Origin of the sequence: Pseudoalteromonas sp. S2755, from assembly GCF_005886535.1 — a bacterium.
GTDB lineage: Bacteria > Pseudomonadota > Gammaproteobacteria > Enterobacterales > Alteromonadaceae > Pseudoalteromonas.
In genome coordinates, this window is record NZ_PNDS01000094.1 from 17,908 (window position 1) to 30,717 (window position 12,810).

Below are 12,810 nucleotides of genomic sequence, written 5' to 3' on the forward strand. Positions count from 1 at the left end.
TCTCCCCCATTTGCGACAGCGCACAATAGGAAAGTAAAGAATGACGGAAGCAACGCAACAAGCGCCAGAGCGAACGCTCGAACAAGACTCTTATCAACTGATTAAGCGCCGACTTGGTAACTTTGGTAATGATCTAAAACGCCAAATAGATAAACTCAACCAACAGCGTGTCGACACTTTTGGAAGCACCGAGCTTAAAGTGAAAGGTCGAGCAAGAGTGCGTACTGAGCATAACTGTGTACCGCGCGATATCGTACTGATCGGCGACAAGCTTATCTTTGCTTACAATGTGTTTATGGGGCTTAAACAAAATACCCAAGTCAGCGATGTATTCACCGTACAAAAGCTACACTTGCAAGAAGACCACTACGAAATAGAACCTTATCCGCAAGAAACCAAATTCCTCACGGACCAACGTTTCTTACGGGACTTTGATGAACTATACACATATTACAAAGACACCCGGCTACAACACCTATTTGTTAAATCAAACAAGCTCTTTGCGCTATTTCAAATTGGCGAAAAGCTCTCGGATGTTCGTGTGTTCCGCTGGCAAATCGCCAAAGACGAAACCTTAGATTATATTGATAATCGAGGAGAGCGTGACATAGGTGAAGTGGAAAACTTTGACTTTGAATGGCAAAAAACCGACCGCGCCGATCACGTCGAAGGCCGTCACCCACATATTAATGTAAACGACAAAGTGTTTATTGAAGTATCGGGTGGCAAACTCACCGTAAAAATAGAAAACAATACCCAAAGCGGTGAAGGTATTTATCAAGAAGCCGTCGATGACGCCAGCCAATCACTCGCAGATTGTGATTTACGTTTTGCCGAAGTTGGCGAAATGGTGTTGTTAAAGTTACTTCCCTACCGAGAAAAACAGTGGCGTTATTTTATTTATAATTGCCGCACCCAGCAGGTATTGCGCCAAGATGCGCTGGGTGGTGCCTGTGTCCAATTACCTGAGAACCAAGGGATTATTTTTCCTGGTGGCTATTATTTACAATCGGGACAAACACGCTATTTTGACGACCAACTGGACGATTTAGTTTTCCATCGCCAGATCAAATCACCCAATGGTGAAGATGTACTGTATATCTTCTACGAACCAAACGAGGGTCGTTACGCACTTTTCTCTTACAATATTATTGAGAAAAACCTGCAAAATCCTATCTATTGTCATGGCTATGGTATCTATGACGATGGCTTAGCGTTAACCTTTAAAGCAGAGCCTGAGCCTGAGCGCGTGCACCCGATTCAAATCTGGCAAAGCCCATTTTGTGGCAGCGAGTTTGCCGCACAAGCCCCTCGAGCAACCGGCTTATTTGGCCGGATAGGCAACCCGGATTTAGTACGTGCAATTTCTGATTTATACAGTGTGTTTAAAGCCATTAACGAACAAAGCCCCACGGTCTTTCATTATGAAGATTTAATTGCACTCACCCGCAGTATCTTAGACCGCTATCATTGGCTTGCCGAGGCGGACTTTGCGGATGTCACAGCAAAACTACATGAAATTTTTGAAACCTCGGAGCAGGTACTAGACGAATTTGAAAAGGTAAGCCAAATTGAGGCCGACGCTCGGCGCGCAGAAGCCGAAATCGAACAAGCCATGCAAGATGTGCTTCGCGAGGTAAGACCTGATAGCTTTAAAACAGCCGAGCAATTTGTCCAGAGCTTAGAGTCTCTCAAACGCTTAAAAGGCAAAGTGATAAGCCTTGAAGAAGTGAAGTACATCAATCTTGACGCGCTATCTGCCATGCAGCAGCAGATTGATGAGCAAACCTTGAGTTTAAGCCATAAAACCGCGGAGTTTTTGCAGCAAGATAGTGCTCTGGCGCCCTACTACGAGCAGCTAGATTCCTTAGAGCAAGCCAGAGCGCAAACAGAGAGTGTTACCGAGCTTAACGGCTTTTTGGCGACCTTGGAAACCTTGAGCGCTGAACTTGATTTGCTCAACCATACCATGCTGGATCTCGATATTGACGATAGCCGTGTGCGCACTAAAATTTTGGAAGATGTCAGCGCCATTTATGGTCAAGTAAACCGCGCCAAAGCAGGATTAGAAATTCAGAAAAAGAGCGTGGGCAGTGTTGAAGCAAAAGCCGAATTCGCGGCTCGTTTTAAGCTTTTCAGCCAAAGTATTACCAGCGGTCTAAGCGCGGCCAAAACCCCAGAGCAATGTGATGACCAACTATCTCGCTTACTTATTCAATTAGAAGAGCTCGAGTCTCAATTTAGTCAGTATGATGAGTTTTTAACTGAGATCTTGGCTAAACGTGATGACGTTTATGAAAGCTTTGAGGCGCACAAACAGCAGCTCATTGACGAAAGACAGCGCCGCGCGCTGAGCCTAGCAAACGCTGCCGAGCGGATTTTACAGGGGGTGACGCGACGCTCACAAAGTTTCAAAACCTTAGACGACATCAATAGCTATTTTGCCTCCGATCCAATGATTGGCAAGCTTCGCGATTTGACACAAGAGCTAAAAAGCCTAAGCGATGAAGTTAAAGCAGATGATATTCAAGCCAAACTCAAGGCCTGCAAAGATCAAGCGATCCGCGCTTTGCGAGACAAGCAAGATATTTACATTGATGGTGGCAATACCGTTAAAATCGGCAAACATGCGTTTAGTTTCAATAAACAAATTCTTGATTTGACTTTACTGCCTCGTGGTGAAGAGCTGATGTTACACCTCACTGGCACTGAATATTTTGATCCCATTCCTGACGCCAAGGTCAATCAACAGCTCAATGACGCAAGCAAGTATTGGCAGCAAAACCTGATCTCAGAAAATCGTCACTTGTATCGAGGCGAATACTTAGCAGCTCAAGTATTAGCGGCTGCGGAGCAAGATGGCAACGACTTTAATCAAGCAGATCTAGAACTTGCCGTTGATGAAGGAAGTTTACTGCCTATCGTACAAAAATTTGCAGAACCCCGATATCAAGAAGGTTATGAAAAAGGCATTCATGATCAAGATGCCAGCCTGATCTTAGCAAATTTACTGAAACAAAAACGACAGCTTGAGTTACTCGTCTACCCTGCCAGCTGTCGAATTGCGGCACAGCTATTTTATACTCAGCAAAGTAAGGCTGAGCTAGCTGAATTGGCATTTCAGGCTACACAAGCAGAGCTGATGGCAACGAAGTTAGATGACCATAGTTTTAGCCAACAGCTAAGCAAAGAATTGAGTGAAAAGATCACCACGTTTTGCCAACAAAATTTATCGAGCTATTTAACCGAGCTACACCGCTTTTCAGGCGAGTTAAGCGCAACTTACTTAATTAAAGCCCTTGCCAAGCAAGTCAAGCCGAGACAATTTGACTTGGCTTCACCTGCAAAACACATCAGCGAACAGTTTATCTCGATGGCAAAGGCCAAAGGCGTTTGGCAACAGCTTGAAGACTCATTAACACATTTGACTAAACTTGCGGACAAATGCCGCCTGTTAAGCAGCTGGCTGCGCGCCTATGGCAGTAAGCAAAATGAAAGTACTGAGACCTTGCTTGAGGCCGCTAACTGCATTTTGCTTTCTACCCAGTTAGATATCACATACCAAGTCAAAGAAGCCGAAATAAAAACCGAAATTTCAGGTTTGATGGGCCAACACCCACGTATCGAGAACCAAGTGCTACACCTAGATTATGCAGACTTTTTTGCCCGTAGTAACGAGTATCTCACGGTTCATGTTCCGGCCTACAAACAGTACCAACAGTTAAAAGCACAAGTGCTTGAGGCACAAAAGCAGCGCTTGCAATTGGATGAGTTTAAACCCAGACCACTAAGCTCATTTGTACGTAACCAGCTGATTGACAAAGTCTACTTCCCTATTATTGGCGATAACTTAGCAAAACAAATAGGGGCTGCAGGAAACAATAAACGCACCGACTTAATGGGCATGTTGCTGCTTATCTCCCCTCCGGGCTATGGTAAAACCACGCTAATAGAGTATGTGGCCAACCGCTTAGGACTCACCTTTGTTAAGGTCAACTGTCCATCCATTGGTCACGACCAAGTCTCTTTAGATCCAGCTCAAGCCATCAACGCGACTGCCGCAAAAGAAATTGAGAAGATCAACCAAAGCTTTGAGATGGGCAATAATGTGATGCTGTACCTTGACGATATTCAGCACACCAACCCCGAATTTTTACAAAAGTTCATCTCTTTATGTGACGGTTCAAGACGCATAGACGGGGTGTGGAATGGCCGCAGTAAAACCTATGATCTGAGAGGCAAAAAGTTTGCCGTTGTGATGGCAGGAAACCCCTACACCGAATCCGGTGAATCCTTTAAGATCCCAGATATGCTTGCCAACCGAGCCGATATTTATAATCTCGGTGACACCCTCAGTGGCTGCGAGCAAGAATTTGCCATGAGCTTTATTGAAAATACGCTCACTTCCAATGCAGTGCTTGCGCCACTTGCCAATCGTGGTATGGAAGACTTATACAAGCTAGTGCGCATTGCCGACGGAGAAGACATCTCCATCAATGAATTGGAATTTAATTACTCTCAAGCGCAAGTGAATGAAATTGTCAGCGTACTGAAAAAGCTGCTCACCATTCGCAACACCGTACTCAAAGTAAATGCCCAATACATTGCCTCAGCAGCGCAAGATGATAACTATCGAACCGAGCCGCCGTTCAAGCTACAAGGCAGTTACCGTAACATGAATAAGATGGCTGAAAAGGTGGTTGCTGCCATGAATGACAGTGAACTTGAAAACCTAATTCAAGATCACTATCGCGGTGAAGCACAAACACTTAGCAAAGGCAGCGAAGAAAACTTACTGAAACTGGCTGAATTACGCGGTACCTTAACGGCTGAAGAAGCAACGCGCTGGTATGAAATCAAGGCGGAATATGCCCGCCTGCACCGCAATAGCGATGAGGGTAGCCCTGCACAGCTAGCAGTTGAACAGCTGAGCTTTGTTAATAAATCCCTTTCGCAAATCGCCGCTAAACTCGATAAAGAACAGCTTAGCTTTGATTACAGTGCGCTGTTGCAACAGTTGGCTCAGGTGTTTAACGAACAAGAGTTTGCCACGCAGTTAACTGAGCTACGTGAGGCCTTAACGCAGCAACCTTACGCTACATCACTAAAACAATTGATAGGTTCACAGCAACAAGTCGCGGAGGAAATTGCTGGGCTGCAAAACGCCATCAAACACACTGCGAACAACGAGCAGCTACTCGCTAACCTTGGCAAACTCAATGACTTGCTCAGCACCCAAGCGCAAATACAACAAGCATTGGGTCAACAAGGTCAGCAACAAAATACGCTATTTGAAAACCTGTCTGAGCGCTTAGAAGCGGTGGCACAACCGCATATTCAAGTCGACAATCATGTTGATGACAGCAGTGCAAAAGCGCTTGAAGCCGTCACCACTTTGCTGACAAATGCCTTCGCAAACTCAAGCGCTGAACAAGTCCAGCAGCAACAGCTAAAAGACATTTTACAAAAGCTTGAGGAAATTCAATCAAGACCTGGTGTTAGTAACGGATCACCTGCGAAAAATCCGTATATGTTGTAACGGCAAAAAAACGCTTGCGAAACAAGTCAAAGCCCATGGATGGGCTTTGGAGATGTAAAATAGCAGAGAACTTATTCCGGCATTTTTGCCATCACTGACAAGAACTCCAAAGATGGCGCAAAAAACGCGGAACCCATATCAGCACTGGAATAATCCAATATGGGGTCGTATTCATCCCCTTCACCCAATCGGCTTCTTAGTACCTGCTCAAAAGCATCGCCTTTGGCGCTGCAACTTAGCGACAAGCTTCCTTGTTCAAATACATCACCAAATGGCATGCTTTGGTTAAGTAGTAGCGCATTACCGTTTACGTCTTTCAATTCGGTTAATGCTGCATGATTACAGGGTTCGCAATCTTCAATTAGGTCATTGTCTAGGCGTGTACGCCCCATTAATTGCTCTTGCTCAGCGAGCGGCAACGCCTGCCAGCGCAGTAAATCAAACTTCACCCGCTGTACGTGAATATAACTACCGAGATGGTCGGCTGCATTTGGGTTGTGCACAAGTGCAACTTCCCGTTTATTGCGCCCTCTAGGGGTGTCTGCACCATAAATAAAGCCATTAAAATCACGACCGTCTAAGAAACGGAAAGCGCGCACATGTGCCACCATTTCGACTAGGCCATTTAGCATGTGTAGCACACTTTGAGCAAAGATATGATTAACGTCTTCCCGGTCGGAGCGGATCACATAAAGCAAGTCAAAAGGCTGGGTATGCACTGTGTGCTCAGCTTCAACAATATGAGGAAAACTTTTCAGCTCTTTAGGAATAAACTCAGGGTAAATGTGCGGCCAGTATTGCGCACCAACTGCGACAAAGCTCGACAGCATAGACTCGGAGAATCTATCTTCCAACTCCTCTTGCAAGCGTCCACAATTGGCGAGCGCCGCTCTTAGCGCTTCGTCTTGTCCTTCAAGCACATTGAAGAACAAGTGTAAGCCGTGCAAATTGGCTTCAGCACACACACCTGATTGGGCAAGCGCCATGCTCTACTCCCTGCGTTTATTCATTTGCTATTAAGAAAAGAAATTTACAGCATGTGCCTTAATTTTTAAAGAGATTGGTTGATTTAAGTCGAGCGGTTCATGTGCTGGATGCGGTATTTCGAGCTCTTGACCCTCTAATGCAACACGATAAATGTACTCTGTTCCCATAAAGCGCTGATTGAGTACTTTAACGCTGCCAAGCTCAGCGTTTTCTAAGGTAATGTGCTGTGGCCTAACATACATTTCACCTTTCGCGTCGATATTACCGAGCTCAACGAGAGACTTTACGGCACCAAATTGAGTTTCTACTGAAGCGCCATTCACTCGCTGTGCAGGAATATAAATTCCCTGGCCCAAAAACTCAGCAACCATTTTGCTCTTTGGTCGTTGGAACAACGTTCTCGGCTCGCCCACTTGTGCGATCTTCCCTTTATCCATAATTGCCAACCGATCGGCAAAAGCAAAAGCTTCTTCTTTCGAGTGACTAACAAAAATCGCGGAAACTTGCTGATCTTTGATTATACGGCGAATATCGTTAATTAACTGAAACCGCACTTGAGCATCTATATTTGAAAACGGCTCATCAAGCAGCAACAGATTTGGCTTGTACGCCAGTGCTCGCGCAATTGCCACACGTTGTTGCTGGCCACCTGAAAGCTCGTGTGGAAAGCGCTCGCTATAGTCTTGCAGCTGCACCAAATGAAGCATTTCAGCCACTCGGTCTTGACGTTCACGCTTGCTTTTTGAGGTTAAGCCAAACGCCACATTTTGCGCCACTGTGAGGTGTGGAAATAACGCATAGTCTTGAAACATCATACCAATATTGCGTTTTTGTGGAGGTACGAAAGTGCCGTTACCATTCATGGCTTTGCCTAAAATACTCACCGAGCCTTGAAATGGTTCAATCAAGCCCGCTATCGCCTTCAGCGTGGTCGTTTTACCGCAGCCACTGGCACCAAGCAAACAAACGATCTCGTTTTGTTCTACGGTCAGATTTAGGCTATCCACAACGGCTTCACCGTCATAGCGATAAGAGAGATTTTCAAGCACTAAACTATGCATTAACTTCGCTGCTCCATAGAACGGTTTACAACATAAAGCGGAATTAAACCAACCAACACAATAAATAACGCTGAGACAGAAGCCAGTTCCAGCTGCTCATCACTCACATATTGGAAAACATGTGTTGCCAGTGTTTCATAATTAAAGGGTCGTAATAACAATGCCGCTGGAAGTTCTTTCATACACTCAATAAAAACCAGCAGTGCTGCGGTTAAAATACCGCGACGCAGCAATGGTAGATGTATTGATAACATGGTTTTGAAACGATTGCGACCCAACGAAAAGCTCGCCATATCTAGACTTGGACTGATCCGCTGATAACTCGATTCGACCGCGCCTTGCGCAATTGCATAAAATCGTACTACGTAAGCAAAAACCAATGCAAAAATCGTCCCGCTGAACAGCAAGCCTGGCTCAAATGAAGTACCTTCCAGCCAAGTATTTAGCTTGTCATCTAATAAAGTGAGTGGAATAAGTACTGCAATTGCCAGCACCGTGCCCGGTAGCGCATATCCTGTACTTGCAATCTTGCCCGGTAGCGTGACACGTTTACCACTGCTAACTCGCTGGTTAAACACCACCAGCATGCTCATGATAATTAATACCACACTCACCCAAAACGCTATTTTTAAACTTTGCCACGCATACAAGAAAAAGTCGTCATTCCAAGCTTGTTCAAAATAGTCGATGGCGTAACCTGCAAGCACCCATGTAGGTACGATAAAAGCCGCAATAAGAATAAGCCAACAAAAAGCGCTCGCGAGCCAAGCCTGCACCCCTTTAAGATGATAAAGCGTGGTACTGTTAACACTTGATTGGCGCTCGTGCACTACCTGAGTTGGGCGGCTCACTCGCTCCAGTGTTAGGGCTAAAAATAAAAACAGTAGCATAATGCCTGAAATTTTAGCCGCAGCAGTCAGTGAATAATAACCCAACCAAGTATCGTAAACAGCGGTGGTTAGTGTGCTCACAGCAAAGTAATGTACGGTTGCAAAATCTGCCATGCTTTCCATGGCGATCAGTGCCAGCCCCGCCACAATCGCCCCTCGCGACAAAGGTAAACTTACCTTAAAGAAGCTCTGTGAAGGCGACTTGCCCATCAATTGACTAGCTTGCACCAGCTTAAACGACTGCTCCCTTAGCGCCGTTCTAAAAATCAAAAACAAATAAGGATAAAGCACCAGAGCAATCATCACGATAGCACCTGACAAAGTGCGAATATCAAAGAACCAATAATCGTCTGGAGATTGCCAACCAAACCACTCTCGCAGCGCAATTTGCACAGGCCCTGCGTAATCCAGCAAATCGGTATACACGTAAGCAATCAAATAAGTTGGCATCGCAAGAGGTAGCATCAACGACCACTCGAAAAAGCGCCGTCCAGGAAATTCACAATACGCGGTTAGCCAGCCAAGAGGTAGCGCAATCAAAGCACAGAGGATGCATACACCCACAATCAGCAAAATCGTATTGCGGACATAATCCCACAAAACAGTATCCCAAAGGTGAGCAAAGACTTCGGAGTCAGGTTGTAGCGACTCAAAGATTAAAAACATCAGCGGGACTGATAGGCTAAGCCCTATCAGCCACGCAAAACTCTGCCATTTAGACAGTGAAAATGATAATTGCATTAAAGGTCAAATTTTACCTCATCGATTAGCTTAAGCGCTAACGGACGGTATTTACTGATCTCTGACAATGGTAGGCTGTCTTCCTTAAACTCACCCCAAGATGCCACAAGTTTAGATAACTCGACGCCAGGTTTAACCGGGTATTCCATATTCATCGACGCATACATATTTTGCGCCTTATTGTCGGTCATAAACTCAATGAGTTTCAAGGCATTTTCTGTATTTTTAGCGTGCTTGGTCAAGACAACACCAGAAACGTTGATATGTGAACCACGATCTTGTTGATTTGGGAAGTTGATATATACCGCTTCAGCCCAAGCTTTTTGTTTCTCATCTTCCATCATCTTACCGAAATAATAGCTGTTTCCGATGGCCAAATCACACAGTCCTTCTTTTACCGCTTTGACTTGTGCACGGTCGTTACCTTGAGGCTTACGAGCTAAGTTTTTCTTTACGCCTTCAAGCCATTCTTTGGTTTTTGCTTCACCATGATGAGCAATCATAGACGCCACTAAACCAAGGTTGTAGGGATGCTTACCTGAGCGCGTACAAATTTTACCGCGGTATTGTTCATCCGCTAGCGCTTCATACGTAAGCGCATCTAACTTGCCTACACGGTCTTTTGCAGAATATACATTGCGCACACGCTTAGTAAGCGCAACCCACTGACCTTCAGGGTCTCTGAAGTTGGCTGGGATATTCTTGGTAACGGTTTCACTGTTAATTGCCTGTGTGAGGTTTTCGTCTTCAAGTTGAATTAGCGCACTGAAGTTTGAAGTGAGTACAAGATCGGCACGACTATGCTTGCCTTCACGCTTTACACGCTCAATTAAGCCTTTTTTTGCAAAAACCACATTGGTCTTGATACCAGTTTGCTTGGTGAAATCATCCAAAATAGGTTGGATCAGAAAAGGTTGTCTAAACGAGTAGATATTAACTTCCTCTGCAGCCATTGCTGGTAGACAAGTAAGCGTTGCCAGTAAAGTAACAAGTGCTTTTTTCATAAAGACTCCATTAGGTAAACAATAATTATTATCAACTAATTCTACCTGTAATTGTGCCGTTTTACACCCTGAATATTTGAAACTACGCTCAAGATAAAATTAGCGTTGTAGAAAACGGGAAAATTACCTGTGAGACATATCTCACTTAGCTACCAGAAATTGAGTAAAGACGTGCTGAAATAACACTCAAAATTAAAGTAACCTATTAAAAAGTAAAAAGTTCTTTATTATTACTAGAAAAAGATTCAAAAAAGATTGGATTTCACTGCTCCCGATTTTTTTTAGTCTGCTTATACTTTACAACATCTCAGGAAGAGAGATAAAGGATACACGGGAAACGCTCAGGGCAGGACTTGCTGATGGATGAGCACCCACTTAAAGGAATATAGGGAAAAGCGAGCGAGATAGTATGTCACACGGTGTGATTACTTTAAAGGATAAGGATTAAAGGTTCATGGTGAATCTAGGGATTGCTTCAGGGGAGAAGCTAAACGTTAAGGGATAACGTTACTGTATTGGATATGCAGGTGGTTAAGGATGAGGAAGGAAGGTACATCGGATGTACTGGTAAAATGCGGCTTAGGAGATGCCAATCGTTGCAATTAACAGTGCAACACCTAGCTTGAAGCAATACGTTCAGGCTACCAAGTGCCAAGGTAAAATAAAGTGATGATTGGCACTGCTATTTTGGAAAGTAGCAAATAGGGACTATTAGAACAAAGGGTTGTTCTTAGCGTATGGATGGCAATGGATAAGACAGCGGACGTGTAAAAGGAAGATGGACACAGGGCAAGATGCCTTTATTCGCAAAACGAGAACACCAAGCGATGCCATGGAAGAGGAAAAATTCAGGACGTTGAATTACTCAACTTTGCAGGATGCATTTAGAAGATTCCGTAAGCGCGACTCAGCAATGGGTCGCGCGCTTCTTATTTTATTCCTATCTATCCTTTGATATTGCATTTGGGTTGTTAAGGTGAGTGTGCTGTCGAGATAAATCTCGACCTACCATCATTTTGCTCACCGTATTTCGTAAACTATGCAGCTTTTTGTCGAGGTAAACCTCGACCTACCGTCGTCTGCTCGCTGTACCGCGTAAACAATACTGTTTTTTATCGAGGTAAGCCTCGACCTACCATCACCTTTCTCACTGTACCGCGTAAACAATACTGTTTTTTATCGAGATAAATCTCGACCTACCGTCATCTTGCTCGCCGTATTTCGTAAAAAATGCTGCTTTTTGTCGAGATAAACCTCGACCTACGGTTTAGGGCCGGCCTATAGTTTGCTGCGCTTACCTTTTAAGTAGGCATCTCTAAAATCGATAAAATGCGCGGTTAATTTATCTGCCGCATCCTGCTCGCCGCATTCGGCAAACAGTACACACGCGACTTCTGCCGTACCAAGTTGATGTTCATGCGGCGCTACTCGAAGCTTGTAATCCGAGAGCTTTTCAGGGGCGATGGATAGCACAGGTAAGTTATCGAGATAGGGACTCTTTCTGAACATTTTCTTGGCCTCACGCCATGTGCCATCCAAAAAAATAAATAGCGGTGTTTTATTTTCAGTGCGAGTCACCTTAGTAATTATCCTTTCAGGCTCCACCCCCTGCTCTGGGAAAATGACTATTGGTGCATATTGCTCGTCCGAAAGAAGCGCTAATAATTCAGCGTCAGGCTCAGTTCGGTCCCAACGAAAGGCATGATTATTTGGGATCACATCGGCAATTAAGCGTCCAGTGTTAGAGGGCTTAAAGCTTTCGTTATGATACATAAGCAAACACACAGCACAGTTCGCTTTAGCCACTTCAACTTTATCGCAAATACATAGAGTCGTGGCTAATAAGCAGCATTCACAGCGCGTAAGCTTTGATCCCCTTGCCTTATATTCGCGTTGAGCCGCAGCGATTTGGCGCTGTCTAAGCGCTAGTACTGAATTATTCACTCTGTTCCCCCTCTAAAAATGCCGGCGTATTTTAGTAAAGCGCTCGGCTGGCGTCTACGCAAACTTATGCAACATCTTTACTCATGACGTAAGCTTTTGTACTCTAAAGTTTTATTGGGTTTCATTAGGAGTAAAAATGCAAGTAAAGGACTCTGCAAGACTGAGTTATCGCCTACTCACCCCGCAAGATGCACAGCTGCTCGCCGATCTTGATAGCGACCCTGAAGTAATGAAATACATCACAGGCGGTCAGACTAACTCACTTGAAGAAGTAAAAGCCGTATATATTCCACGTTTAACCGAGTTTACTGATAAGAGCAAAGGCTGGGGGCTTTGGGGCTGTTTCGAGCTGCCACACAAGACGTTTATTGGTTGGATTTTGGTTCGCCCTGCTAACTTCTTTTCAGAACAAAGAAACTATAAGGATTTAGAACTCGGTTGGCGTTTTAAACAAGTTATACCAAATTGATTAAATTTATGATCTAATATCAAAATCTAATATCCATCGATGTGATAATGATTTTGCAGCCCTCTGAATTTATTAAGCTCTCCAAACAGACTAAAGATCCCAGAAAGAAAGTACGCATGCTCGCGTTGGCTCATTTCTTTGAAGCTAAATATCGCTATCAGATTGCTGAATACTT

General features: G+C 44.4%; 7 protein-coding genes. 2 read left to right on the forward strand and 5 right to left on the reverse strand.

The window, feature by feature from the left end:
• Positions 1 to 40 precede the first annotated feature (40 nt).
• Positions 41 to 5,539 carry a DNA repair ATPase gene (locus CWC03_RS15695; protein WP_138582691.1) on the forward strand — a complete coding sequence of 1,833 codons (5,499 nt, stop codon included), beginning with the start codon at positions 41 to 43 and terminating at the stop codon, positions 5,537 to 5,539.
• Positions 5,540 to 5,610: 71 nt separating this feature from the next.
• On the opposite strand, the gene CWC03_RS15700 is transcribed toward CWC03_RS15695, so the two are convergent.
• From CWC03_RS15700 to CWC03_RS15720, 5 genes are all read right to left on the reverse strand, one after another.
• Complete coding sequence (locus CWC03_RS15700) at positions 5,611 to 6,525, reverse strand: Dyp-type peroxidase (protein ID WP_138582692.1); 915 nt, start codon at positions 6,523 to 6,525, stop codon at positions 5,611 to 5,613.
• Between the two features lie 30 nt (positions 6,526 to 6,555).
• Positions 6,556 to 7,587, reverse strand: a complete 1,032-nt coding sequence (locus CWC03_RS15705; RefSeq protein WP_138582693.1) for an ABC transporter ATP-binding protein — start codon at positions 7,585 to 7,587, stop codon at positions 6,556 to 6,558.
• Positions 7,587 to 9,218 (reverse strand): ABC transporter permease, encoded by a 1,632-nt coding sequence (locus tag CWC03_RS15710; protein WP_138582694.1) that lies wholly within the window; start codon positions 9,216 to 9,218, stop codon positions 7,587 to 7,589. The genes CWC03_RS15705 and CWC03_RS15710 overlap by 1 nt, the downstream gene beginning before the upstream one ends.
• Entirely contained in the window at positions 9,218 to 10,222 is a 1,005-nt protein-coding gene (locus CWC03_RS15715; protein WP_138582695.1) for a Fe(3+) ABC transporter substrate-binding protein, read from the reverse strand. Before CWC03_RS15715 ends, CWC03_RS15710 begins: the two co-directional genes overlap by 1 nt.
• 1,278 nt (positions 10,223 to 11,500) lie before the next feature.
• Positions 11,501 to 12,166, reverse strand: a complete 666-nt coding sequence (locus CWC03_RS15720) for a tRNA-uridine aminocarboxypropyltransferase (protein ID WP_138582696.1) — start codon at positions 12,164 to 12,166, stop codon at positions 11,501 to 11,503.
• Positions 12,167 to 12,302: 136 nt separating this feature from the next.
• Here CWC03_RS15720 and CWC03_RS15725 point away from each other — a divergent pair, with 136 nt between their 5' ends.
• Positions 12,303 to 12,635: a GNAT family N-acetyltransferase gene (locus tag CWC03_RS15725; protein WP_249314051.1), complete on the forward strand. Its 333-nt coding sequence runs from the start codon at positions 12,303 to 12,305 to the stop codon at positions 12,633 to 12,635.
• Positions 12,636 to 12,810 lie beyond the last annotated feature (175 nt).

Excerpts from the sequence above, each read along its gene's own strand:
- CWC03_RS15700 (WP_138582692.1), bottom strand. The coding sequence starts at position 6,525 with ATGGCGCTTGCCCAATCAGGTGTGTGTGCTGAAGCCAATTTGCACGGC.
- CWC03_RS15725 (WP_249314051.1), top strand. The coding sequence starts at position 12,303 with ATGCAAGTAAAGGACTCTGCAAGACTGAGTTATCGCCTACTCACCCCG.
- CWC03_RS15710 (WP_138582694.1), bottom strand. The coding sequence starts at position 9,218 with ATGCAATTATCATTTTCACTGTCTAAATGGCAGAGTTTTGCGTGGCTG.
- CWC03_RS15695 (WP_138582691.1), top strand. The coding sequence starts at position 41 with ATGACGGAAGCAACGCAACAAGCGCCAGAGCGAACGCTCGAACAAGAC.
- CWC03_RS15715 (WP_138582695.1), bottom strand. The coding sequence starts at position 10,222 with ATGAAAAAAGCACTTGTTACTTTACTGGCAACGCTTACTTGTCTACCA.
- CWC03_RS15705 (WP_138582693.1), bottom strand. The coding sequence starts at position 7,587 with ATGCATAGTTTAGTGCTTGAAAATCTCTCTTATCGCTATGACGGTGAA.